The sequence below is a fragment of the Phycisphaeraceae bacterium genome, from assembly GCA_020639155.1.
Classification (GTDB): Bacteria; Planctomycetota; Phycisphaerae; order Phycisphaerales; family UBA1924; genus JACKHF01.
This window is the reverse complement of the sequence record JACKHF010000001.1, coordinates 711,487-737,670: the sequence shown is the minus strand read 5'-3', so window position 1 is coordinate 737,670 and position 26,184 is coordinate 711,487. Positions and strand designations below refer to the sequence as shown.

Genomic DNA, 26,184 nt, shown 5'->3' with positions numbered 1-26,184 from the left:
TGCGCAGCAGCATTGGGAGTCCAGTGTTGAGCGAGGAGGATCGCATGATCGACCAAGAATTGATGTTTTCTCAACGGGAACGCACATCACGGGTTGGCTTTGCTCTCATAGAACTCGCTGTCGTGCTCGCGACATGTGCCACAGTGCTCGTGCTTCTCATTCCAGCACTGCTGAATATGCGAAAAGAAGCCCGTCTTGCGACGGATCTTGGCAAGTTCCACAACATTGCGGGATGGACAGATTCGTACGCAGCAGATTTTGAGAATCATTTTCCAATATTCTCGTGGCAGGGGGGCGAGACGTATTCCGCCTCACTGCCCACACTCATGTTTGCGCAGGACGACTTGCAGGCAGCCGCAAATCAGGCGATCGAGATTATTCGTACAGCGGGAGGTAGATCTGACATCACACAGATCATTAGCTGGATCCCTCATCCAAGCTACGGGCATCTTGTGCTTGCGCAGTATGCCGATCGTCCGCTCCTAGGCACTGACTTTGTGTCTGCCGCAGACAGGCACCGAATCAACTGGACGAAAGATCCGCAGAACAAGTTCGAAGTAAACTTCTGGCTGCCGTATCAGCCGGTTTATAGCGGTTCAACAGCAAAGCGATGGCCATACAGCGCGAGCTATGAGTTCAACCCAGCGATGTGGGATCGAGGGGCAGTTGCGCACCTGCGAGTATATCAGACCACAAGCACCAGTCAGTACTCTATTCCTGGCATGGCTGATCTTGGACCCCATCTCAGAAGCGAAATGCGTTATCCATCAAACAAAGCTGTTGTCTATGACAAGCATTCGAGACATTTTGATCGCAACGGCGCCTATTTCTGGCTACCCGAAGCAAAGATACCTGTGCTCTTTGGCGATGGCAGCGCGAGCGTTCGATCCATCGCTGATGCGAATCTGAGCATGAGTCCCAACATGCCAACATACACCGCTGTGAGCACACAAGCCACACACACTCCAAGTACGTGGGAACCACAGCTACCCGGCGGTGCTCCGTCTATGTTCCTTATCGATCGAATCCGTTGGACGCGTGCTGGACTGAAAGGCCGTGACTTTGGTGGGCCAGTTGTTGTTGAATTGCCCTGAGTCTTACAACACAAAGACAAGAACAACTCCGATCAACACCGCTGCCACCGTCACCAGCGCCCATGCTGGTAATCGTTTCTCTGACACAGTATCTACAAGCTCGCCGCAGTGCGGGCAGGCTCCGATATCATCGAACGTCTCGCGGTTGCAGTTCTTGCAACGAACAGTCGGAGAGTTGAACCGTTCGATATCGTCCTGTGTTGGACCCTCCGGATCAAGGTCGTACCCGTCGTCGACATCGCCAACCACACTCTGCTTCTTTGCTGCACGCGCGCGCCGCGCGATTGCTCTGCTCGGCTGATCGTCGAGTGGGATATCGTCGTCATGTCGTGAAATGGGTGCCATTCGATAGTTCGATGCGTGAGGTGCGAAAGCGTAACAGTGTTACGTATTCTTTTCAGATACAGCAGCAAGGTTAAGCCTGCCTTGGACAAGTCCGACAACATCGCGGATTGCAATGTTCAGTTCGCGGTTCACAATGAACGCGTCGTACGAGTTGCACGAGATTGCTTCAGCCATTTCTCGCTTTGCTTCAGCAAACCGTTTCTGGATCGTCGATTCGTCCTCGCGATCGCGCGCGCGCAGTCTGCGAAGCAGTTCCTCCTCGGTGGGCGGCATAATAAACACGCCGTACATCTCCGGGATGTGTTTGCGGATCTGCTTGCCGCCCTCGACGTCGATTTCAAGAATGACGACAGCCCCAGCAGCCATCTCCTCCAGCACCCATGCCTTTCCTGTGCCGTACCAGTTGCCAAAGACTTGTGCGCTCTCAAGCAGATCGCCAGCCTGCTGCATCTCCTTGAACCGTTCGATCGAGACGAAGTGGTAGTCAACACCCTCACGATCTGCATTTGTGCGAGGTCGTGTGGTGTAAGAGACGGAGAATCTTGCGGCGGGGATCGATCGTTCAACCGCGTGCGCAATCGTGGTTTTTCCAACTCCAGAGGGACCGGAGATGACAAGTAAAAGCCCCCTGCCCGGCGGGTTGTCGGATCGGGTGGCACTGGTATCTGGGATGTCGTGCGCGTGTGTGCCCATACTGACACAGCATAGGGCGGATCACACGCTGCAGCGATTCGTCGGTTACGGGCATCCTGCAGCGTATCCGTCCCCGAAGCAGAGAAAGTCGAAGACAGTAAAGAAGATATCTCTGTTGCAGTCTGCGTAACGGAGCTCAGATGAGTACGCATTGCCGAAGCAGATGTAATCGAAGATATTCACTGCGCCATTCTCATCGCAATCGGTATAGCATGGTGCTTCAGCATTCAGCTTCAGCATGAACGTATCCGTCTGCCCAATGTAGGGTCCCGCGAAGCTCTCATTTGCTGTGCCTATGACGTGTGCCTGGCCAGCAGCGTTAACGGCAACTGCAATGCCACCCGTGATAACGCCGTCAAGGCTTGGCTGTTGCACCCAGAGTAGATTGCCAGCAGCATCGTGCTTTGTCACAAACACGCTTGGCTGGCGTTGTGTTGGCCAGCCGAACATACCGAGAGTTGTGCCGGTTGTGTACACATTCCCAGCCTGATCAACAGAAATGCCGTGACCAGAGTCCGGTCGTGATGTTCCAAACTGGGTCGACCAAGCGACAGAGCCCGACTGATCGAACTTGAAGATGTACGCGTCGTTGGAGCCGATTGATGGGCCAGCCACACTTCCATTTGCTGTGCTGGTGATGTAGACATTGTCCTTGTTGTCACCAGTTATTGCGAGCGTTCCTGCGGCAGAGAATCCTGGAAGCTGTGTTGACCATACTGGGTTGCCAACCGCATCAAGCTGCAACAGGAAAACATCCACCGTATTGCCTCCACTGTGTGGTCCGCCAACATCGCCTGTGGTCAGGCCAGCGAGCGCGATCTTGCCGCCGGTGCCAATGAATATGTGCGGGTAGAAATCGTCTTCGCTTGTCCCGAAGACCTTTGTCCATAGCGTGTTGCCGGCTGAGTCCAGTTTCAGCAGGAACACATCGCTTTCCCCGTAGCTCGTGCCTGCAAAGTCACCGTTGGTAACACCAGCAACATAGATATTTCCAGCATTATCAAGACCGATATCAACGCCGATCTCGCCGTTTGCGTTGCCCAGTTGCTTTCCCCAGACGAGCGATCCATCGGAGTGATATCGAGCAACAATCAGATCGTTCAGCCCCGCGTGCGAGCCGAACAGATCGCCTGCGGTGTCGCCAGTGATGTAGATGTCCCCCGTACTGTCTGTCACGACACCGTAAAAGCCATCGACCGAGCTTGTCCCCGCTTGAACTACCCATGCAATACCACCGACGGAATCAACCTTGATGAGGTAACCGTCAAGTTCTCCGTAACTCGTTCCGCCGATGATTCCAGCCGTTCGGCCGGTCATGTAGCTGTTGCCCGAAGAATCAAGTGCAATGTCAACACATGTGTCCCATTCTGTTGAACCGAGTTGTGCACCTGACGAAACACCGTATAAATGGGGGTCGGCAGCGAGAGAGCCCGTGCACGCAAGACCTGCCACGAGTGTCGTGGTAACTTGCATGGTTGAGTAGTGACGCGATACGTGCTTGTTTCGATTCATTGCTTACTCCCTGAAACAGACTCGACACAGTGCTGTACCTCAACGACATGCCCCTGTGCATCTGGTGGGTATGTAGTGGACGAGATCGAAGCTGGTTCCATTGTTTGGCAGGAAAAGAAAAAGCCCGCAAACAGGCGGGCCCAAAGATCGGGGGGTGCGATGTTACGGGCATCCTGCTGCGTATGCGTTACCGAAGCAGATATAGTCAAAGACGTTGAGAACACCGTTGCCATCGCAGTCGGCGTATGGATCGTTTGCCGCGTAGGCGTTTCCATAGCAGATGTAATCGAAGATGTCGAGATCGCCATCGCCATCGCAATCTGCATAGCACGTGACACTCTCGATGCAGATAAAGCCCGCATCAAACGCCACACATGATTGGCCGGAAGGAACGAGGTCCCGCAGACTGATCCACTGTGTGCCTTGATCGAGGTATGCTTCATACTGACCAAGCTGGAGTGTTGCGCCGTTCAGTATCGACAGGCTTGAGAGATAGAGAGCTTCAGCGCCGGTGCTGGCTCGGTTTCCGTTGTCGAGCATATCAACGAGGCGCAGCTCGCTCTCATTGCTGCCTTCCACCCGCAAGGCTGTAAGCTCGAAGTTGTTGGTCACCGGGCCGGTTGGCACTCCGATGTCCTCGCCGCCAATCTCCAGCATGCCGTCGGCACCAATCTGGAACGGGACAAACACGAGCTCGCCCGCCATGCTCATGGATGATTCGTTTGTCATCGCATAGGAGAACGCGCTGCCGAATGAGAGCGATGTGGCAGCGTCTGTGGAAACACTTCCCTGGGTACCAAGAAGGACCGACCGTGTTGCAAGAGAGATGTTTTCGAGAGACAAGTTGACTTCGCCGCTGAGAACAAGCTCATCCGTGACGTGCAGCGGCGCAGCACTGAGCGATGATGTGCCAACAATCTGCCATGGGGTGGGTTGATTCGCATGCATCGACATCAGGTTTAGAAGCGACACTACTGTTCCTGGAAAAGCGGTCAGCGACATGTTCACCGCGTTGGTTGCTGTAGATGTGAAATATGATTCCCAACTGAGCACATCGACATTTATGTTTTCAAGCAGATCAGCATTCAGCGTGATAGAGGCCCACCAAGAACCAGTGTTGTTAACAGTAAATGCTGAGTCAGAAACAGTAGTTGCATTGATTTGTATCTGCGAGCCTTTGCCAACACTCGATGAGTTTACGCCCGAGATTGGTCCTGATGCGATATCCACTGTGGCCTGATTGAAAAGCGCTGGCGGAATGTTCATGGTGCCGTTGAACGTATCCGCGGTGAGTGATCCACCGTTGAGTACTGCGTGCCCGTTGAACGATCCAAAGTAGGCATTCGTTCCCGCGAAGGGAATCGTCCAGTTGCCAGAGAGTGTCAACAGATCTATGTCGGCATTGCCCGTGCTGACAACTGTTGCGACAGATGAATAGATGTTGATACTGGCCGCCACTGTGCCAACATCAATGTTGACGACATTGAGCTCGACATTGTGTGTTGCCCCGCCGCAGCCGACACAGATAGACCCAGTGCCGGTGACATCATCGATGGACTTCAGAATGAAGTGGTCTTGCCATTGCGGAAGTGTGCCCGATGTCGAGACTGTCAGCGATCCGTCGATCTGCATCCCGGAGATTGTTGTTGTGCTCATTGGTGAGAGCGAAAGATCGATCACCGCGGACATGCCGCTTGGGATGACGACGTAGTACTCATCCGTGCCGTTGTTGACCGGCACGACAGGTGGTGTCCAGTTGTTTGGGTCGTGCCAGTTTGGACCGCCAGTGAGTGTGACGGTGGTCACTTGTCCAAAGGTAGATGCGGAGAGTGCAAAGGACGATGCGACCAGAATGTTGCGCAGGTTCATACTACTTCCTTTCCCGACCCGTGAACCAGGCCGAAGAAACCCGTTTGGAAATATCTCCAGTTCCAGTATGAGGTTAATACAGGAATGGGGGATTGGGACGCAAAATCTGTGAAAATGCCGCAAAATAGCAGAGCGGCACATCACCATGAGGCGATGTGCCGTTGAGGACTTAGTTGTCCGAAATCATAAAGTCGCGCAAATGGCAAAGTTACGGACATCCGACGGCGTATGCGTTGCCGAAGCAGATATAGTCAAAGACGTTGAGAACACCGTTGCCATCGCAGTCGGCGTATGGATCGTTCGTGCTGTACGCGTTGCCGAAGCAGATGTAGTCGAAGACGTTCAATGTGCCCGATCCATCGCAGTCAGCATAGCAGCCATCAGATACTGCAACAATACCGCAGAGACCCGTGCCCATTCCAGTATTGTGGACAAGCGTTAGTTGGCCGGTGGCTGGATCAGCGCGGAATACATCACCATCAAAGTCTGTCACAAACATGGTACCGCTTGAGTCAAACGTGGCATCTTCGAGGACGAGCAGATTTGTCGGGCCACCGATAAACGTTGTATTGCCGGTCGTCGCATCGACCTGTGAGATTCCGCCATTGATGCCAAAGCCGAAGAGTGTTCCGACCGCATCAAACTGCAATCCGCATCGGGCATTCGCATTGCTTGTTGAGAGAAGTGTCGCAGATGCTGTTGCTGGATTGATCTCGTAGATCCGGTACGGCCCGTTACGTTCGATTGCCAGCATCTGTCCAGTCGTGGGGTGGAACGTGATGTCACCAAGAGTTTCAATGCCGGTTGAGCCGACAAAGGTTGTCGCACCCGTATCAACATCAATGGTCCACAATCCGGTGTTCCCTGGGACCGAAACCGCAAACACCGTTCCGGTGCCCGGCTGCTGCGCCATGGAAAAGAATCGTTCTGTTCCGCCAACCGTCGCGCGCAGCACAGCTGTGCCGGTGTTTGGATCCAGCGTGTAGAGCCCGCGCGGCAAACCGCCGCCACCATTTTCTTCGAAGTAAATCAGATCGTCGGCGCACGCTGCCGAGAGCGACATCGCAATGCACGAGATCAGTGCCAGACGTGAGCGCATTCTCTCCTCCTTCAATGAGACTTCAAGATCGTGTGCGCCCTCGCCAGTGCAAGAATCATCGCACATGCGAGTTATACCACAGTTTCGGCAAGAGCACAAGACGCTCAATGGGTACGGGACACAAGCTATTAGTGGTTGTTTGCGCTTTGTTACGGCAATGTCAAGATATGGCAGGAAGCAGCGATATTTACGGACATCCGACGGCGTACGCGTTGCCGAAACAGATGTAGTCGAGGATATTCAGCACACTGTTTCCATCGCAGTCGGCGTACGGATCGTTGGTCGCGTACGCGTTACCGAAGCAGATGTAGTCGAGAATGTTCAGCACCGTGTTGCCATCGCAGTCGGCGTAGCAGATGTTCTCTCTTGCTTGGATCACGATGAACGCCTGTTCGAGAAACGTGCCGGATGCGTTCTGCAGCGTGCAGGTGGTGTAGAGCTTGCCGTTGGCAGCGAGGAAGGAATCTCCTACGAAGTGGTGGATAAACACGTTCTCGTTCAGAATACCATCGCCGTTGAGATCGACCTGATCATTCTCTCGCATGAACACGCCTTTTGTCGAATGGACAAACACCTCGTCCTCATCATGGTTGGGGTTGTTCGTGACTCCGACATATGTGAAATCGTCCGGCCCAACACTGCGCCCTGGGGAGAACGCGTAAGAAAAGGACTCGGTGCCGAACGTCTCGCCCGGCAGGCCACCCGGAACGATGCTTCCGGTACTCGCGACAAACTGGTTGTTGTAGACCAGCCAGTCCTTGTTTGCCGTCGTATCACCAACCGCGAACCAGTCGCCATTCCCCGACATCGAAGCTCTCGATATGCTCCGTGTTGTCTCGCCAAGAATGGGAAAGGTGTTTCCCTCACGTAAGAGTACTGCGCCGTTGACAACGATCACGCCATCGCTCGACGTTGGCGCGTCGAGCCACGCATGCAAGAGCCACTGGGAGCCATCGGCAGATATAAAGAAGTCGGTTTTTGAAAAGTTGCCGTAGGGTTGGATTGCGTTCACTGGAACGGTGATTCCTACCGATGCGATGACTGCGCCGTCACGGATCAGAAAGTCATCCATGTTGTCCGGGCGAGCGCCGACAGTGTCGAACGCACCGAACGCCGCGATGCCGCTGTTGGCTATGTTCATTGAATGGAACTTGGCGCCGTACACCTCGCCGGGAACGCCGGGGACCGCGTTCCCTTCCTGCGCAAGCACACTGAACGCAGCACCATCGAACAGCACAACCTGACGGCTCGTGAGCGGCGCGGTGCCCCCAAGGAATCCGGCGAACACAAAGGCCCCGTACCTGTTGATTGCGTCTTCAGAGTCCGTGATGCCGATTGTCTGGCCCGTAGGTGCCCAGGGTGCTTGATTGCCCGAGCGAAGGACAAGATTCGCCGTTGATCCCGATCCGACGAGTTTGACCGCACCGACGGATGGAGCGGCTGCGTCGGTAAAGGCGTCGAGTATCCAGTAAGCCCCGTTATCGCTCGCGCGCGGCAAACCAAATCCTATAAACCGGTCGGTTCCTCCGGGCACTAGTGATGTCGGGCTGAATGTGAACTCTGAAAAGATCACAGTCGGATATTGCTGGGCGTGTGTAGCACAAGCAAAGCACGCCGCTGTCATAGCGGTTATACCAAGGCGCATCTAATATTCCTTCCACAGCAGGCCACGGAACATGGCATGTTGCTGCACTACTATTGTACTGGAAACACAGCATTCAGCGTCTTGCTCTTCTTTGCAAAGTGTGAAGAAATGCACCTGCGTACAAAGAACAAACAAGCCCGCCGATGGCGGGCTGTGAGTTCAATAAGAAGTTGTACCTATACCTTAATTACGGGCATCCGGCCGCGTACGCGTTGCCAAAGCAGATGTAGTCAAAGATATTAAACGTCCCGCTGTTGTCGCAATCGGCGTATGGATCCTGGACCGCGTACGCATTGCCAAAGCAGATGTAGTCGAAGATGTTGAGCGCGCCACTGTTGTCGCAGTCGGGATAGCAGACCGCCGGCGGATCAAAGTCGACCACAAGCGTGGGGCGCCACGCAACGGTTGCATGTTCACGCGTTGCCCAGCGCTTTGCTGTCGGAGAACCAGCCTCATCACCGATGAGCACCCACCCAAAGTTGTTGCTGGGATTGTCAACCCAGTCCTGCACATCTGCGGTCAGACCTGCATCAGACCATGAATATGCACCAACACCTCCAACAGACGTTGTAGCGCTCGCCGCTGCAACAAAGTCGCCTCCGGGTGTTGTCCACAGATCTGTATCAAAGAATCTGTGCAGCCAGGTTGCATCACCGGGTGTTGGCACAGCGCCGCCGCCGCTGTTCCCACCGTTGCTTGTTCCTTCGCCCCAGCTTGCCATGACCTTGTGGAGTGTGTGATCATGCGATCCAGAGATTGACTTTGTCATCTGGAGTTGCAAGGACACATTTGTCACTGTGCTCCCTGCAGGAATGTTCCCAGCGATGTCAAACTCGATGAGGCAGCGGCGAATAAACCCGATTCCACTGGCTGTTGTGCCGCAGAACATGGAGTCACCAACTGCGTTGCTCGCGAGCGTGGTTCCACTGATATACATTGTGTTGTCCTTGGATGACACGAGCGTGACTGTGTCAGCCAGAGCGCCTGCGCTCGCAATGAGCACTAGACCTGCGATCGTACGAAAATGCATGTGATTCTCCTCGTCTTCCTGTTACCCCAAAGCACCCAACTTATCCACCCACTGGTTATCGCTGCACTGGTGTTGTGAGCAAACAACCCGTGGCATGCGCTACAGCATACCGACAGTGATAAGGTGTTTCACACCCACGGTATAGAGGAATCGGTCGAGAACTCGTCCTATTCGATCGCGATTTCGCGCGATGCCAAGATTCCCGAGCAAAAAGACGGGTTGGGTTCCTTTATTGAATGTCCGAGAACCAGCAGTGAACTACGGGCAGCCAATCGCAAATGCATTGCCAAAGCAGATGTAGTCAAAGATGTTCAAGCCACCGCTGCCATCGCAGTCAGCGTACGGATCCTGATTGGCGTAGGCATTCCCGAAGCAGATATAGTCGAAGATGTTCAGGGTTCCTGAGGTATCGCAATCAGCATAACACGATGCGGGCCCAATGTTCCCAGCGATGATGTATGCCTTGCCTCTGCTCGAAGAATCCGATGCTGCAGTGATGAGATAATCAAACATTCCGTCGCCGTTGACGTCGCCCATGCCGTTGGCGTCGAACCCGAAGTTTGCTCCTGCAACATCGTGTGTGAATGTTTCCAGCACCGCGCCTGTTTTGCCGGAATACACATACCCCTTGCCTCCTTGCGGTGCGCCGGAACTGTCCGCCCACGAACAGAGAATCATGTCTGCGCCACCGTCACCGTCGATGTCATCGATGATGCGTCCGATCCCGAACCCGCCGATCTGCATGTGCGTCCACAGTTTGTTGCTGTTGGTGCCGTCGAAGATGTGCGCACGGTTTGCAGCATAATCTGCAACATAGATGTCGTTTATTCCGTCGCCGTTCACGTCGCCGCCGTTCATGAACCATTGCCCGTACACGGATGTTGGTGTGTTCGCGGGGAGCGTTCTGATGAGTTGTGATTGTGTGCCGTCCCAACTGAAGACGTACGCATTCGTGCCGCCCATTGCGCCAACAGCAAGATCGTCGCGTCCGTCGCCATTGATATCACCGATAAACTCCGCAGCAGATCCGAACCTTTCGCCTGCAGCGAACCCGTCAAGATCATCTATTTGTGTAAATCCACCGCTTGAGTAGATATATACCTTGCCCTGATTTGAAATAAGAGTGGAGTCGGTTGCAGCCCCGATCGCCAGATCGTTCACACCATCGCCGTTATAGTCACCGCCGCCATTGACGTCATATCCAAGACCATACCCGACCTGCCCGATGATCTCATGGACGAACTGCCCGTTTGTGCCATCATACAAAATGGCGCGTGGTCCGCTGCCAAATGGTGCGCCTGCGATGACATCATTGATTCCGTCACCGGTGACATCGCCAGCATTTGCAACATCATACCCAAGGCGCTGCACACCGGGCTCTGCAGACTTTGACCACATCAATGTGCCTGTCTTGCCGGAGTAGACATAGATCTTTCCCGTTGCGCTTGTCGCAACGAATGTTGTCGCAGAGATAACACAATCCTGAACGCCATCGTTGTTTAGATCGCCCATGGAGTTTGACACCCAACCGAACTGATCACCAACGTTCTCGCCAGTAAATGTGTGGATAGCGTTGCATCCTTCGGTGCACTGCGCTTGTGCAATACTTGTGATGCCACACGCACAGCCCACTGCAACGGGTAGAACACGACAACGACCACGCTTTGACAAGTTAACGGGCAGACGCATCACGCTCTCGCTTTCTCAAACTCTTGTGTGTTGATATTGATCCAGTTCACGCGCGATGCCGAGACATCGCGCATACCAGCATTTTGACACGCGGAACGCGCAAGAGTTCCGACATTTTGTAGGAGATTTGGGTTGACAAGGCGGAGAGAAATGAAGACCTATAAAATCAAGCAATCTGGCACACATTGAGCGATTTGATCGCGTCGATCACCCTCGCGTGGATGTTCGGTGTCGCGCAGGCCACGCCACGGTTCTGCTCCAGCCCGCGACCATGCGAGAAATCCAAGGGCTTGCCATGCACATCGGTTACGATGGCACCAGCCTCGGTCGCGACGAGCGCACCAGCTGCATGGTCCCAGATGCGCTCGACGTATCCCTTCTTGGTCGGCAGGCGCAGGTACGCGTTGCTCTGCCCGCGCGCGACAACAGCGTACTTGCACTGGCTGTCAAGACGCACAGGCTTCCACGTTGTGTTCATGTCCGACGCGATGTGGTCCATGATGCGGTCGGTGTCGCTGACATTCGAATGGGCCTTCTCGACGCTTGCGCACACAGAGAGTGTGCCGTCGTCGCGCGATGTTGCCGATACACGCTCACCACGCTCGCGGATGTCGGTGCCGGTGATCTGGAACGTGCCCTTTCCCTTGATCGCGTAGTAGATGGAACCAGTGCGATCGGGCTCATCGAACGACGCATCAAATGATGCGCTCAGATTTGGACAACCGAGCACGCCCAGCACGGGCTCGCCATCGACAACATACGCGAGCGCGATAGCGTACTGGTTGTTACGCAGAAACCCCTTTGTGCCGTCGATCGGATCGAGTGTCCAGAACGCGTTGTCGTTCTTTGGATCTGCATGCCCTGCGTCGATCGCGTCGAGCACTTCGTTTTCAGCTGCGCCCGGCCAGGCCAGGCGCACCGCGTCGAGCACCTGCTCGCGCTGCACTGTGTTCTCAGCACTGCGCAATGCGCTCGCGCTCTCCTCGCCGACAATCGAATGCACACCCAATCGGATGCGAAGCTGCTGGCTCACGATCGCCTGGCTGGCATAGTCGGCGATGGTCACCGGGCTCTTATCATCCTTGGACATCGCCTTGATGTCGTCGAGCTTGATCTGCACGTGCCTGCAGACCGCGCACGCGTCCGAGACGGCAGCCAGTGCAGCGGTAAGAACATCATCGGTGATCGTGTGTGCCATGTGAATCGATCAAAGCCTGGCCGATCGATCGAGGCAAGCGGTTCCCGGTTTTCACCAACTGAATCTCAATACTTTCTATACTCTGTAATCACGTATGGCAGCAACTTCTGAAACATCGGTCTCGAACCGGCGCCGGACAAGCCGAATGCTCCTCTCCGCTGAGGGGATTGGTGCCCTGTATGACGCCAGCCGCTACGAGCGCGTTGTCGCGAACCAGACCGAAACAGTGAAGCATGCGTGGAGTCTGATCTGGGCTGGGTATGCGCTGACTCTCATTCAGTTTGTGCTGCTGCTGAATACATTGTCAGCCCACTCCAGCGGCACCGTGGAAGCGCTGTGTGTCGGCTTTTCAACCGCCGCGCTGTGTGTACTCGGTCTGGCTGTGTACTGGTTGTTCGAGCGCATCGCTCTGCAGCGTCTGGAGCGCGTTGCAGGCGCATCACACGACGTGCTGGCACACGTATGCACGAACCATGTCAGGTCGTGGATGGTTCGGTATACGATGTCCATGCTGGCCTGCTGCCTTATCTATATGGTGCTGCTCATTTATGGATTGCACAATGTGCCGCGTGCTATGAGTATTGCTGGGATCACAAACGCTGTTTGCGTTGGCCTGCTGTTCGGCGTGATTGTTCACGCGATGGCACGATCACGGAAGAACGATCGGGGTCAGTCCCTGTGGAACGTTGCGCTTTGCGGGATCATCGGCGTGTGCGTGCTGGTTGTGATGATAACGATGGAGACCCGACCTGACATCCAGTCGGGTCTGATCCTCTCGCCGGTCTTTGCAGCGGTGACGATGTTGTGTCTGGCGATGATTGATGCGCCGTTTCGCGAGGCGAGGGTGCTCATGGCTGCAGGTGTGCTCGATGCACGCGAACTGGCGATCCACGGGCTCGGCAAAGGCAGCAGATATGAAAACGCGAGAGCGGTGTGGCTCTCGCGTCTAAAAGTCCGTGAGATATCAAACAAATAGAACTGATATTATTTCATCAATCCCTTGCTCGTCAGGTAATCCACGACGTCCTGCACGCACTCATTGATGGACCTGCCCGTCGTGTCGATACGAAGTTCAGCGTTCTTTGGTGCTTCGTACGGATCGTCAATGCCTGTGAAACCCTTGATCTCGCCAGCGCGAGCCTTCTTGTAGAGCCCCTTGGGATCGCGTTTCTCGCACTCCTCAATCGGGGTGTCCACGAACACCTCAATGAACGGGAGTCTTGCCTCGTCATGGAGAGCGCGGGCTGCGTCACGATCGGCAATGTACGGACTGATGAAACTGGTCAATGTGATGGTGCCCGCGTCTGAGAAGAGTTTGGCGACCTCGCCGATGCGTCGGATGTTCTCTGCACGATCTTCGGCACTGAACCCGAGGTTCTTGTTGAGTCCGAACCGGATGTTGTCGCCGTCGAGCCGGTAGCAGTTCACGCCAGACTGGACGAGCACCTGCTCAAGGGCGCTAGCGATAGTGGACTTGCCACAAGCGGAAAGCCCTGTGAACCAGACGGTTGCGCCCGTGGTGGCAAGAGCTTTCCAGCGTTCGTCGCGGGTGAGATTTCCCTCGTGCCAGTGGATGTTTGTGGCTTTGATCTCGGTGGCTGTGCTCATTATGTGGTCTTCCAGCAGGCTGTGATGTGATCGGCGCAGGTCAAAGAGGCGCCAGACTCAAGTGTAGCGGGAAACCGGGTTTCGTCATCCCATTACAGTTGTGTTCGCTGCTCCTGACGCCGAAAGCTCAAGGTTATCGCCCATGGCTGCTTGGTTGCGGTGCATCTGTAACGAGTCAGATCCAAGTCTGTGCAGAACGCAGAGATGCCCTCGCGTTCAGCCGTGTTCAGGGGGCGATCCAGCGCGAGCAAGCCGCGCTCTGAAACAAGCAGACACGGCTGGCTATGCAACTGATTGCCAAAGATGGAGAACAGATCGCTGATCTGCAACAACACTCCGCGTCTGCTCTCTCGTTATCTTGCGTCGAGGAAATCTGTACAAAGCTCAAAAAGTCTGCGGACTTCTTTGGTGAGCATTCTGCACGATCTGCGACTGTCTTTGTGTGCTTTTAAATTGATGCGCATCATATTCATCCACGCGCTCATGAAAGGTATTGCATAAATGTGACCAAGAAACAGGTTGTCATCATCGCATTATTACTCTTCTGCAATCTTTGTCCGTTGCTGTCCGTATATGACTGAAAACAAAAAACTCAAAGCAGGTGACATCGTGTCGATCGTTGACAATCGCGCAAGCATCTGCCATTCTGATCTCTACATTCAGTTTTTATAACACTGTATTACTTTTACAGCAGTTTCACAATATTGAGTAAATGTGGGTTTATGCCGCACACAAATGTGTCACACTGGTTTCAAAATATACGCAGTTTCTCTTATTCACTGGTATGCAGCTTGACAGTTTCAGCTTGCTCCGTCATATTCCCTGAAACAGAATCTTTGAAGTGTCAGGCAGAAACACAAGGCCGATCAAATGACAAGAACCAGACATAAGAACAGCGATGCTGCAGCGATCCAATGGAAACCCCTTGATCGCGTTGGCCAGAAAGACTCGCAAATGTTCAATCGTTTTTCTACTTGCAGATCGTGCGGTGTAATTGCCTTTGTGTGCGCTCTTGTGCTCCAGCTCTCTCCTGCATGTGCGCAGACAGTTGAGGATGTCCGAGCATGGTTTACAGCACGGACAGAGGAGGGGAGATCGTTCCCTGAGATCGGAAAAAACGAGCTACAGATCAGTGCAACGCTCTACTGCCCGTACACAGCAGATGACGTTGAGATGTGGCGGCCGCAGGTAAGGGAGGCATTTGATCATCCCAAAGGGGCAGTTGTTGGGTGGTATGACACCGAGCAGAAGGAAGGTCCTGAGGTGTTGACTGTTCGATATTGGTGCACCGGGCAGAACAGGGTGCGGTATCACATCAGTGGTGGAAGACAATATGACAATCCTTACAAACCTCCACGACAACCTGGTGCTGGTGTATTTATTGGCGCGTTGGGGCGTGAGCCGCAGATGGATATGGGGTTAAACGCTTCTGAAGCATGGGTGCTTGAAACGCAGGATCTGCGGGTTGATAACGAATCTGCCGTTGACAGAAGTGTCAAGCAGAGCTGGGAGGAGTATGGGATACCTGGGCTGGTCGATATTAGAATGACCGAAGTGCGTGATTGGGTATCGTATCTGCTTCAGAGTGGTATCACGCTTGAACTCAACAATCTTGTTTCTATTCGAGAAATAAATGAAGTCAGCCCCGATTGTTTTATCGTGGTGACCGAATCAAAGCGCACCAAGCCACCACTGGTATCCGAGTTTCGCATCAGGTATATGCCGGAGTTTGAGGATTTCGTTGTTGAACAAATGAAATGGATTGCTGGCCCTTACGACGCGCCAAACGCGTGGAGCAGTGTTCGCGAGTTTCATGACCATCGACGAGATCCTGTGACCGGGAAAGTACATCCGTACTCGGTAGAACTGTCAGGATGCCAGACAAAGTCACGAACTGTTCTGAAACTCGAAAAGTACATCCCGCTGGAGACGTCGCCATCAAAGAAGTTGTTTGCAACACCCGAAGTGCCGTTTGGCGATGATCCTGTGCGAGGAAGCTATCAGGTGATTGCATTCCATGATCTGCGAAACGGATCAACAAAGACATTCAACTACGACGGCACTCCATACAACTACCACGTCTCAGCGGATTCACTGAAGGGGAACAGGTACGCCATGCTGGGTTGGATGCTGTGCGGGATCGGTGTGATTGTGCTTGGTGTGTTCGCAGCGCGAAAGTACGCGTCTGTGGGAGTTCGTGTTCGATTGGGTCGATAAGGAATGAAAGCGAGGTTATATGTATCGGAAAAGCCATGCGATTCTTGCAGCGTGTGGATGTGTTGCTGCGGGAGGAATTCTGTGGGCGCAGGCCGGAGAGTATCCATGTTATGAAACGGTAACGCACTTTTCGTTGTGCTCGTTTCTGCCACCTCCGCCCCCAGGCAATCCCTTGACATGTGAGGTGTATTATATTACTCAGGGAGGCGAAATAACCGATTGTCCGTCGGCTACCAACGGATTTGACAATACGGACATTCGCCCAAAGGTAACAAAGTGCTGGACCTGTGAGCTTGGGATGGATTCGTTTGGAAACTGCCGGGTAGAGCTTGGTTGCAGTTCGCCAGCATCCACAACGCATGAGTGCTTTGCATTTGGAGCAAGCTGTGAAGGCGGCGGCGGTGGGGGAATGGGGAACTAATCCATGATTATATCGCAACAGTCACGAAATCGATTTTCGCCTAGCCAGACACTTTCGTGGCTGTTGCGATCGGTTTGTCCACTTGTCTTCGTTGTTGCTGGAGCAGCCAAGCTCATCGCACTGGATGAGTTCGTTGCAAGCCTTGACAACTGGGTAATTATTCCTGAAGGGTTCGCTGGATACGTTGCGCCTGGTATTGCGCTCTTTGAATTTTGTATTGGAGGTGCGTGGTTTCTCTGTGGATGTTCAAAGCGGGTTGAGTTATTTTGCCTTGGTCTGCTTGCAGTGTTCATTGGTGCATACAGCTTCGAGAGCTGGTATAACGTCCCCCCCGACTGCAACTGTCTGGGACGTCTGTCGCAATGGGTATACCACGATGCGATGCTGAACAAAGTAATCCCCCGCAATATTGTTCTGATTTTAGTGCTGGTGGTTGGTATGGGATTGCAATGGTGGCTGGCGAAGAGAAAATATGGAGATTTGGGCGGCATTTGTGTGAGTCCAGCACAATCAGGCGAAGAGACATCAGACCGATCTTCGCGTAGAGCAACTCATGGATTCACTTTGATTGAAACGATCGTCACAATAGCGGTAATTGGCCTGGTGATTTCGATTGTTGTCCCGTCGCTCAAGCAGTTTCGGAAACAGGCGTATCGCACCGCAGCGATTTCAGCGACGAAGCAGCACACTACAATATTTCTGGCATACGCAAACGATTTCTCAAACCAGTTCCCATTCATGCTGAATGTTGCTCCAAACTCGAATCCGCCAATACAAGTGAACACAACACCTCCAGCGTCATGGCCGGTCGAATCTCACTTTGTCCAGTCATATATGTGGAATGTGCTGTTGGCAGATTCTTACTACGATGGTCGATTTATTGGTGATGATTTCAGCTTGTATTCAAACAGCGATAACGACTTTTGGCCCGAGTTATATTACAGTTGCAGCCTGCTGGCGAGCCCTGAGTTCTGGAATCCGCAGACACGCACCGGACCCAAGCAATGGCGTTCTGTGCGAACAACTGAAGTCAGATATCCATCGAAGAAAGCGATCCTCTTTGATGATTATGTTGACGATACGGTTACGTACACACAATCGTCGAGATTGCTCGCAGGGAGAGAGCGTCCAATCTGCATGGGACTGGTGGATGGTTCGGCACGATATGTTGCACCTGATCAGTTTGGACAGGGTTACTACGGCTTTGGAGTTTGGCCGGGCTATCCGTTTCTGCACACCCCCGGTAGTTCATTGCCAGCCCAATGCACACTTGATGGCGCTCGAGGGCGTGACATTGTTGATTGACTAGCAGCAGCTCATTGTTCGGCCGTTGTCAGTATAGGTATATTTATGTATTTTTTAGGGTTGTCGTTATTTGTTATTGACACACAATGTGAAAATCAGTAATCTGCCGATAGCATCTAGGGTACGCCTGTCATAGAAAGGTTAATCTATGTTGTGCAGTGTGAGGTGTCTCTTGCTGCTGTTTGTTTTTTTGGCTGCACTTTTTGTTCAGAGAGCTACTTTTGCTCAATCTGCAGGTGATGCAGAGCAGTGGTTTCGACAGCAACTTGCTTTGGGAAAAAACTATCCGGTTCTGGGTGAGAACGAGCTTGTATTTACTGTGACGAGATACTGTCCAATAACCAAAGAACAGGTAGAGAGACTTCGTCCAATCGTTCGGAACGCAGTAGATCATCCCGATGGTTATTGTGTTGGCTGGTACGACACAGAGCAGCGTGAAGGCCCGGAGAAACTTACGCTGCGATATTGGTGTCGGGATGAGCAATCTGTTCGCGTTAGTGAATCTGGTGGACGGACGTATGTCAATCCATACCAACCACAGGCTGATGAGCCTGATACAAGAATCAGGTTTGGGAAAGCAGGTCGTGATAAGATTCGTGACTATGGCATGAACTCAAAGGATGCTTGGGTTCTTGAAACAGCAGATTTACGAGTAGACAGCATGCGTGCAGGAGTCGTGCAACAGTCTCACGCCTCAGAGGACGGGTCGAGTGTTGTAACGACAAGAGTTGCGGAGGTTCACGGTTGGGTTTGTTGCCTGATGCAGTGGGGACTGGCATACCAGCTCGACGCAACAAAGCAGATCACAAGCTGTATCTCGCAAGCACCAGATATATACATGCTCACGGTAGAGGTGTTGTTGCCATCTGGTCTTATGCAAGTTGATTACACGGTTTGCTATCTGCGACAGTTTGACGACTTTGTCCTTCAGCAGCGGGAGGTTGTGCGGGCGCCGTTTGATCTGTCGGACTATCCAAGACGAAAGACAGTCTTTACAAGCTTCCAGCGTGATTCAACGACTGGACGCGTTTTGCCTCGTGTTGCGGAAACGTCAGGCAGTTCGTTTTGGCCGCGGGAAGTTGTGGAGCTTCAAAGCCTCGGATCATCGGCGGTGGATGTGGCAAGCCCGTTATTTGCGACTCCAAAGATCCCGCAGGGTTCTGATCTGATCAGAGGAAATTATGTATTGAATACTGTTCACGATCTTCGAAATCATAAAATAACAAACTATGACTCAGATGGAAGTATCCACGATTACCATGCCGCCATCGAGGGGTTGCGTCCCAGTCACTACGGAACGCTGGCATGGGTATCTGGAGCGATTGCACTGGGAGTCCTTGGCGTGGTCGGAATACGGAAGCATCGGTAACCATTGTAAACTTAGGAGATCAGACAATGATATTATGTAAAAAGAGGATAGTTGCAAGTATGTGCTTAACCCTGTTTGGGGCGAGCATTATGTATGCTCAGGCTGGCGAAACGCCATGCTACGAAACAGTAAGTCATGCAGATTTGTGCAGCCTTGTTGGTGTGTCTGCACCAGGCAACCCGGGAAGTTGCGGAAGCCAGAATATTGCAACAGGTGGAGCAATTACGCACTGTCCTGAAACACAGGGTATTGGCTCAGATAACACTGCGATACGGCCAAAGGTCACTACCTGTCAGGCATGTGATCTGCTGGTTAATCCGTCAACATTAAACTGCGATGTATTGGGTGCTTGCAATGATGCGGGCAGTACAACGCATGAATGCTATGCGTCGGGCAACCCATGTAGCGGCGGTGGTGGTGGTGGAAATGATTGATTGTTACGGCAGCAAACTTAATATAGTAATCGCTAATCGATAGTTATTATTCTTATTTCGTTGGTATGCAAAGAAGCAAACGCGTAGTTCTGTTGGCTATTCGCGCCGTATGTCCGGCTGCTCTATTTGTTGCTGGTGTAATGAAGCTCATCGATTTGGGCGAGTTTATCAATGGTGTTCGAGAATGGACGGTTATTCCAAGTTCGATCTCTTACTATGTCGGAGTTTTCATTCCATTCGTCGAAGTGGTTCTGGGAGGTTCATGGTTTGTTGTTGCGTCCCGTCGTCGAGTGGAGCTTATGTGTGTATTGCTTGTACTCGTATTTACTATGGTGTATGCTGCCGAGAGCCTGTTCAATGCTCCGCCGAACTGTAACTGTCTGGGGTTAATAACACGATGGACGCGCCACAATAGCATTATCCACGATGCGCTGCCTCGTAATGTTGCGATAATGGCTCTTGGCGCGTTTGGTTTGTTTTTTCATACTAATCACAAGGTTTGTGTGGTGCATTCAGAGACGACAAGAGATAGAGATCAAGGCGTGTCTTGCCGATCCGCATTTACACTGATTGAAACCCTTGTTGTTGTTGGGATTGTTGGGATTGTTGCTAGCCTTGTGATTCCAGGGCTGCGGCACCTTCATCGCGAAGCTCGCAATGTCTCTGCACTGAATGCGACCGCGAGTCATGCCCAAGTATTTCTGGCATATACCACTGATTATGCCGAGCAGTTTCCATTTCTGTTGAATGTTGGGCCAGGAGCAAATACGCCTGTAACTATTCCAACGCAACCGTCAACGAGTTGGCGTGTTGATTCGCACTTTACGCAGTCAATCATCTGGCCGGTACTGATGGCTGACGAGTATTACGGCGGACGATTTACCGGTGAGGACTTCCGCTTGTACCAGTCAAATGCGGAGGGTTTTTCAGAGCTTCTTTATTCTTGTAGCATGCTTGCGAGTCCGGGCTTCTGGAATCCACGCACTCGAACGGGCCCAGAGCAGTGGAGGTCGGTCAGAACGGGTGAGGTTCGTTATCCATCGCTGAAAGCAGTGCTCTTCGATGATTATTCAGATGATGATCGTGTGTGGACAGCAAAGACTGTTTATGTGACTGGGAAACCCCGTCCCATTTGCATGGGGTTGGCTGATGGCTCGGGTCGGTGGGTTTTGCCGAAACAGTTTGGGCCGAGTTACGTTGGGCTTGGTTCTTGGCCTGGGTATCCACCATTGCATCCGCCAGGAAGTGTTCTTTCACCACAGTTCACACTGGATGGTGCTCGAGGGCGAGACATTATTGATTGAGCTTGAGACGCGCTGATGTGTTCTTGTCACACATATGCAACCAGCATTACCCTCGTGCGCGAAGCACAAGTCTGCGGAGGATGTACGTCCAGCTTGCCCCCATCTGTCGATGAAACACAACTTTCTCCTTCAGAAACCTGACTGGGCCGATGATGCGCAACCATCGCGATGACATTCTGTCCTGCAAGCGGAGTTTTGGTGGCGAAACACGATGCGGCAGATCAGGGTAGAACTCCTGCACCGCCTCCATGTCGATGATCGAATCGACCGCATGCAGCTGCGCAGGTGTGCATGTCTCAATGTACTTGTTTGTTCTTGACTTTGAGAGTCCGGTGCCAGAGCCGCTCAGGGTGTACTTCCCGTCCCTGCTCTGATTTACATGAGGGACATCGAGCATCTCAGGTGTAAACGGAATGTCGAACGCATCGCACAACGCTTTGACCGAGTGCTGACCTTCGTTCACCATGTGCTCATATTGCATGATTCGAAACCGATCAGGTGCGCGCTTTGACCAGTCGCGTGCAATCCTGATCCCGCGATTCCATGCAACTGTGGGCGCCCACACGTTGTCATACCCAGGGTTGCGCCGAATGCGTGAAGCCACAATGTCGTACGGATTCCGTAGAAGATACACCATACGAGCATCGGGAATCTGTGAGAAGATTGTGTCGACGTGGAAGATATAGCTTGTTGCCTTTTGTACCCAGAAGGTGTTGCCAGATTCGATTGTTGCGATGTGCATCGCTGTTCGGTAGAGATCGATCGATGCAACTGATGGATTCGACTGGAGCATGGCAGACAGCGAAGATCGGATGATCGATTCTGCTTCGGCATGTTCAAGCCTGAGCAGTTTCATCATCAGTTCGAGTCGCTGTGCAGGTTCGTGCTCATTGTCGACTTCAAACTGTCGCTCAAAGAAATCATTTTCATCGATCTGCGCGTAACACCCCCGCGCTTTCCCAAGCATCAGCGCCAGCACCGTGTTGCCGGAATGCTGGCGCCCCGACAGAAAGATGGGGCCGCCGGAGAGTGCCGGAAGTGGTGGGGTTGGAGTTGTGGACGTGGTGCTCATGTGCTGGCAGTCTATCGATCCAAATCGGTGTGATGCGTTCGCACTTTTTCTTCTCAGCAGCGGATACATCGGCGAATGCAGAAGCGATCCATTTTCCCTGTGCTCGTGTTTCTGGACCTTGTCCCTATTGGATGTGGTTCTACACTTGGACAGCAGGGCATCGCATTCTTGCTGGCAGCATCGAGTGTTAGGATTACTTTCGTATACGCGGTGACGCGTACCCTTTCGATATTGCTGGCGCGTGTGCCCGGATTTGCCTGAGACAGGCGATTCCGCGTTTTTCGCAGTCTCCTTTGAAAGGGAAAGAAAAGTATGTCAGACCTTATCGCGCCGCACGGCGGCAATCTTGTTGATCGCGTCGCTACGGGCGCACGCCGCGACGAGCTCGTCAAGGAAGCCGCTTCGCTCCCTCGCATCGACATGACCGCGAAACAGTCGTGCGATTGCGAGATGATCGGCATCGGTGCGTTCTCGCCGCTGACAGGTTTCATGGGGTCGGCTGATGTGAAGTCGGTCATCACGAGCATGAAACTGGCGACCGGGCCAGCGGCTGGGCAGGTTTGGCCGATCCCCATTACGCTCTCGGTTGATAGCGCGAAGGCTCCCAAGGCAGGTGATCGTGTCGCGCTCTATGCACCCAATGGCACACTGCAGGCTGTGATGTCTGTCGAGGAGGTTTTCCCTCACGATCGTGCAAAGGAATCAACGATCTTCTTTAATGCATCCGGAGACGACGATGGCAACCATCCCGGCGCAGAAGCTGTGAAGAAGGAAGGCGATACATGCATCGCCGGACCGATCGACGTGGTGACGGTCTGCGTTGACCCCGAGGGCCCCGAAGCGTTTCTTGATCATCGTCTCACACCAGCACAGACGCGCGCCGAGTTCGCAAAGCGAGGCTGGAAGACAGTCGCTGCGTTCCAGACGCGCAATCCCATCCATCGTGCGCACGAGTACTTGTGCAAGTGTGCACAGGAGATCTGCGACGGGCTGCTGATCCATCCGCTTGTTGGCGAGACAAAGCCCGGCGATATTCCCGCTGATGTGCGAATGCAGTGCTATAACGTGCTTATCGAGAACTACTTTGTCCCTGAACGCACGTGCCTGACTGTGATGCCCGCAGCAATGCGCTACGCTGGCCCTCGCGAAGCAATCCTTCATGCGCTAGTTCGCAAGAACTACGGCTGCACGCACTTCATTGTTGGTCGCGATCACGCTGGCGTTGGCAGTTATTACGGCACATACGACGCGCAGAATATCTTTGATACGGTTTGCGAGGACTCTGTTGGCATTGTGCCGCTCAAGTTCGAGCATGCTGCGTATTCCAAGAAGGCGCAGGGGATGGTGTCTGGCAAGACGTTTCCGAAGATCGAAGGCGATCAGGTGTTCCTCTCAGGCACGAAGGTGCGAGATATGCTCGCTGCTGGCGAGCGTCCCCCTGGCGAGTTTTCGCGTCCGGAGGTTGCCGACGTATTGATCGCGTGGGCAACGAAGACACCTGTGGGCGTCTGATGCAGCCATTTGTTCAGTTCTGATTTTCCCTGTACCCGCAGCCAGCTCTGCGGGTTTTTCTTAGAAAGATTCAGGAGTCCTATGAACCGCCATCGGTCGGCGCGCGACCATACTCAAAGAGTCATGCAACGCGATCGTTTCCATATCTTCTCGGAACTTCTGGTGCTGCAGGCCCAACTGGGCGATGAGCAGGCGATAGATGAACTCGTGAGACTATGGACCGATCGTTTGGCATGTCGTGCGCGGCGACTACTCGGCGATGATGATGGTGTGCTGGATGTTGTGCAAGAGACTTGGCTTGGGATCGCGCGCGGGCTGCGATCGCTCAACGATCCTGCGCTGTTCGGACCATGGGCGTATCGGATCGTGTCGAACAAGTGCGCGGATGTTGTCCGCAGACGCGTGAACCATCGCAAGCTGCGCCACGACGCTAGCGCTGCCGAGCAGGCAAGCCGTTCTGATGGTGATACACGCGATGAGATCGGGATTGCAGTGCGTGAAGCAATCTGCCTGCTCCCGACTGACTTGCGCGATGTTGTGGTGTTCCATTACATGGATGGGCTTGGTGTTGAAGCGATCGCGAGCATCATGCAGGTGCCCGCTGGGACAGTCAAGACCAGGCTGATGCGAGCACGATCCAGACTCAAACCGTTGATTGAAAACTCACTCTGAAAGGAGACGCATCATGGATAATCTCGACGAAAAAATCCGCTCTGCATTAAGCACAAACGACGCGAAAGATCTGGGCGATCCCAACGACGGGCTCAGGCTTGATCGCATGGTGTTATCGACACTGCGCGAGAGCAACAGGTTCACCACCGTGGTCGCGTTCGTGTTTACATTTGTGATGCTTGGCGTTGCTGTGTTCTGCGCGATCCGTTTCTTTGCGGGCGAGGGAACAAAGGAACTCATCGGCTGGGCTGCTGGATTCCTTGTCTGCATGATTGCAGTCTCGATGGTCAAGCTCTGGTTCTGGATGGAGATGCAACGCGTTGCTGTGACCAGAGAGGTGAAGCGTGTGGAACTGCTTGTTGCGCGATTGATGCAACGCGAAGACTGAACCTGCCCTCTCAATGCACCGATAAGTATCCTTGGATTAAGAGAGTTCGACAGTGCATATGGATGGATATTGATTCTGTATTGAACGAATGGGTGCTGGGTTGTTTCAAGTGATATGCTGCATCCGTCTGCCAGTTCGGACGGATAGACGTACTGCTGCGTCAAACCCCACGAAGATCTGAAAGGTGAGTTATGCGTCCTTCATTGCTTCCATGTGTCCTTTCTCTCACCATTCTGGCTGGTATTGTGAATGCAGATAGTGTCTTTGATCCGGAGCAGGTGTACTACGACTGGGTGCGGGCGGACGGCTCGCTTGCTGGCGGCGTTGTGCTGATGGATACGAGCGCAGATGAGCCCGCAGAGATTGATGCAAGTGCAGTTGCAGGTGTTGTCAGGGTGTGGCCAAACGGCGCTTCACCAGAGATGATGCTCGGAAGTTCGCCCAATCGACTCGATCTCGTGATCGTCGGCGATGGGTACCAGACAAGCCAGCTTGGCGCGTATGCAGTCCATGCACAGAACGCGATCAACGCGATGTTCAGTCGTGAACCGTTCAAAACATACCAGAACCTGTTTCGTGTGCATCGGGTGGACGTTGTGTCGAATGATTCCGGCGTTGACAACGATCCAGCACAGGGGATTCTGCGTGATACCGCGCTTGACATGGCGTTCTGGTGCAACGGGACAGAGCGACTGCTGTGCGTCAGTCTGTCCAAGGCGATGCAGTATGCCAATACCGCTCCATTCGGACGAAACCAGGTGCTTGCGGTGGCAAACTCCAGCAAGTATGGTGGTGCCGGGTATCCGTCGAGCGATCTCGCCACAGTTGCGGGAGCGAATGGCTCAGCCGCCGAGGTTGCGATCCATGAGTTTGGCCACTCCATTGGAAATCTTGCTGACGAATACAACTATGGTGGCCCCACCACATACACGGGTGGCGAGCCCAGTTCTCCGAACTCGTCAAAGCTGCAGAACGCCACCATGCTTGCCCAGCAACAGAAGTGGTTCCGCTGGCTCAACGAGAGCTTTCCGCAGTTTGACGGGCTGGTGTCAACGTACGAGGGCTCGTCGTATTCACAGCTTGGTGTGTACCGACCGTCAAACAACTCATTGATGCGGAATCTTGGCAGACCGTTCAATATGCCATCGGCTGAAGCGTTGATCATCCAGATGTACGCTTTCGTTGATCCGATTGATGATTCCACACCAACAACCCAGGTGCTGGATGGTTCCGAGATCGTGTTCGTTGATCCGATCGACCTTGTCGGCGCGTCGCTTGATGTGCAGTGGTTTCTTGATGCCGTTGCGATTCCTGGCGCAACATCAGACCAGATCGATCTTTCGGTGCTTTCGATATCAAGCGGATTGCACCTGCTCGAAGCCGTCGTGACGGACAACACCCCATGGGTTCGCAACGAGCAGGCACGAGCATCGCTGATGCGCGAGACCCGCCAATGGGCGGTATTGGTCGAGCACTGCTACGCCGATTGTGACGGAAATGGCATGGTAAATGTGTTTGATTATGTCTGCTTTGGCAATGCATTTGCATCACAGCAGCAGTACGCAGACTGCGACGGAGATAGCTTGTTTACCGTGTTTGATTACATCTGCTTTGGCAATGCGTACGCGACTGGCTGCCCATAAGTGGTTCACTGTGAGTCATAATATTCCGATAAATAACTCATTGTGAGCACCGCGCGAAATCAGTT

General features: G+C 53.3%; 21 protein-coding genes. 10 read left to right on the top strand and 11 right to left on the bottom strand.

Annotated features, from left to right (window positions below):
• Positions 1-44: 44 nt before the first annotated feature.
• Positions 45-1,094, top strand: a complete 1,050-nt coding sequence (locus H6815_03155) for a hypothetical protein (GenBank protein MCB9859426.1) — start codon at positions 45-47, stop codon at positions 1,092-1,094.
• Positions 1,095-1,097: 3 nt separating this feature from the next.
• Here H6815_03155 and H6815_03150 read toward each other — a convergent pair whose 3' ends face one another.
• The 9 genes from H6815_03150 to H6815_03110 all read right to left on the bottom strand — a co-directional run bounded on the left by H6815_03150 (position 1,098) and on the right by H6815_03110 (position 12,174).
• Positions 1,098-1,439: a hypothetical protein gene (locus tag H6815_03150; protein ID MCB9859425.1), complete on the bottom strand. Its 342-nt coding sequence runs from the start codon at positions 1,437-1,439 to the stop codon at positions 1,098-1,100.
• A 39-nt stretch (positions 1,440-1,478) separates the two neighbouring features.
• Positions 1,479-2,132 (bottom strand): guanylate kinase, encoded by a 654-nt coding sequence (gene gmk / locus H6815_03145; protein ID MCB9859424.1) that lies wholly within the window; start codon positions 2,130-2,132, stop codon positions 1,479-1,481.
• Between the two features lie 45 nt (positions 2,133-2,177).
• Positions 2,178-3,644 (bottom strand): SBBP repeat-containing protein, encoded by a 1,467-nt coding sequence (locus tag H6815_03140; GenBank protein ID MCB9859423.1) that lies wholly within the window; start codon positions 3,642-3,644, stop codon positions 2,178-2,180.
• A 162-nt stretch (positions 3,645-3,806) separates the two neighbouring features.
• Positions 3,807-5,513, bottom strand: a complete 1,707-nt coding sequence (locus H6815_03135; protein ID MCB9859422.1) for a hypothetical protein — start codon at positions 5,511-5,513, stop codon at positions 3,807-3,809.
• Between the two features lie 208 nt (positions 5,514-5,721).
• Positions 5,722-6,612 (bottom strand): hypothetical protein, encoded by an 891-nt coding sequence (locus H6815_03130; protein MCB9859421.1) that lies wholly within the window; start codon positions 6,610-6,612, stop codon positions 5,722-5,724.
• A gap of 187 nt (positions 6,613-6,799) precedes the next feature.
• Complete coding sequence (locus H6815_03125) at positions 6,800-8,257, bottom strand: hypothetical protein (GenBank protein ID MCB9859420.1); 1,458 nt, start codon at positions 8,255-8,257, stop codon at positions 6,800-6,802.
• A gap of 187 nt (positions 8,258-8,444) precedes the next feature.
• Positions 8,445-9,287, bottom strand: a complete 843-nt coding sequence (locus tag H6815_03120; protein ID MCB9859419.1) for a DNRLRE domain-containing protein — start codon at positions 9,285-9,287, stop codon at positions 8,445-8,447.
• A gap of 258 nt (positions 9,288-9,545) precedes the next feature.
• Positions 9,546-10,976 (bottom strand): FG-GAP repeat protein, encoded by a 1,431-nt coding sequence (locus H6815_03115; protein ID MCB9859418.1) that lies wholly within the window; start codon positions 10,974-10,976, stop codon positions 9,546-9,548.
• Positions 10,977-11,142: 166 nt separating this feature from the next.
• Complete coding sequence (locus H6815_03110; protein ID MCB9859417.1) at positions 11,143-12,174, bottom strand: 3'(2'),5'-bisphosphate nucleotidase; 1,032 nt, start codon at positions 12,172-12,174, stop codon at positions 11,143-11,145.
• Between the two features lie 94 nt (positions 12,175-12,268).
• Between H6815_03110 and H6815_03105 the strand changes: the two genes are divergently transcribed.
• Positions 12,269-13,150 carry a hypothetical protein gene (locus H6815_03105; GenBank protein ID MCB9859416.1) on the top strand — a complete coding sequence of 294 codons (882 nt, stop codon included), beginning with the start codon at positions 12,269-12,271 and terminating at the stop codon, positions 13,148-13,150.
• 8 nt (positions 13,151-13,158) lie between these two features.
• Here the strand turns inward: H6815_03105 and cysC are convergent, their stop codons facing one another.
• Positions 13,159-13,782 (bottom strand): adenylyl-sulfate kinase, encoded by a 624-nt coding sequence (gene cysC / locus H6815_03100; protein ID MCB9859415.1) that lies wholly within the window; start codon positions 13,780-13,782, stop codon positions 13,159-13,161.
• An 870-nt stretch (positions 13,783-14,652) separates the two neighbouring features.
• Between cysC and H6815_03095 the strand changes: the two genes are divergently transcribed.
• The 4 genes from H6815_03095 (at position 14,653) to H6815_03080 (ending at position 20,832) form a co-directional block, all read left to right on the top strand.
• Positions 14,653-15,999 (top strand): hypothetical protein, encoded by a 1,347-nt coding sequence (locus tag H6815_03095; GenBank protein ID MCB9859414.1) that lies wholly within the window; start codon positions 14,653-14,655, stop codon positions 15,997-15,999.
• 424 nt (positions 16,000-16,423) lie between these two features.
• The gene (locus H6815_03090; protein MCB9859413.1) at positions 16,424-17,725 is read left to right on the top strand and encodes a type II secretion system protein; all 1,302 of its coding nucleotides are present in this window, start codon (positions 16,424-16,426) and stop codon (positions 17,723-17,725) included.
• Between the two features lie 319 nt (positions 17,726-18,044).
• Entirely contained in the window at positions 18,045-19,094 is a 1,050-nt protein-coding gene (locus tag H6815_03085) for a hypothetical protein (protein MCB9859412.1), read from the top strand.
• Between the two features lie 574 nt (positions 19,095-19,668).
• Positions 19,669-20,832, top strand: coding sequence for a prepilin-type N-terminal cleavage/methylation domain-containing protein (locus tag H6815_03080; GenBank protein ID MCB9859411.1), 1,164 nt, complete (start codon positions 19,669-19,671; stop codon positions 20,830-20,832).
• A 46-nt stretch (positions 20,833-20,878) separates the two neighbouring features.
• Here H6815_03080 and H6815_03075 read toward each other — a convergent pair whose 3' ends face one another.
• Complete coding sequence (locus H6815_03075) at positions 20,879-21,904, bottom strand: sulfotransferase (GenBank protein MCB9859410.1); 1,026 nt, start codon at positions 21,902-21,904, stop codon at positions 20,879-20,881.
• Positions 21,905-22,216: 312 nt separating this feature from the next.
• Between H6815_03075 and sat the strand changes: the two genes are divergently transcribed.
• From sat to H6815_03055, 4 genes are all read left to right on the top strand, one after another.
• Complete coding sequence (gene sat, locus H6815_03070; protein ID MCB9859409.1) at positions 22,217-23,416, top strand: sulfate adenylyltransferase; 1,200 nt, start codon at positions 22,217-22,219, stop codon at positions 23,414-23,416.
• A gap of 123 nt (positions 23,417-23,539) precedes the next feature.
• Positions 23,540-24,088: an RNA polymerase sigma factor gene (locus tag H6815_03065; GenBank protein ID MCB9859408.1), complete on the top strand. Its 549-nt coding sequence runs from the start codon at positions 23,540-23,542 to the stop codon at positions 24,086-24,088.
• Between the two features lie 13 nt (positions 24,089-24,101).
• Positions 24,102-24,476 carry a hypothetical protein gene (locus tag H6815_03060; GenBank protein ID MCB9859407.1) on the top strand — a complete coding sequence of 125 codons (375 nt, stop codon included), beginning with the start codon at positions 24,102-24,104 and terminating at the stop codon, positions 24,474-24,476.
• A gap of 191 nt (positions 24,477-24,667) precedes the next feature.
• Positions 24,668-26,119 (top strand): hypothetical protein, encoded by a 1,452-nt coding sequence (locus H6815_03055; GenBank protein ID MCB9859406.1) that lies wholly within the window; start codon positions 24,668-24,670, stop codon positions 26,117-26,119.
• The last annotated feature ends 65 nt before the right edge of the window (positions 26,120-26,184 follow it).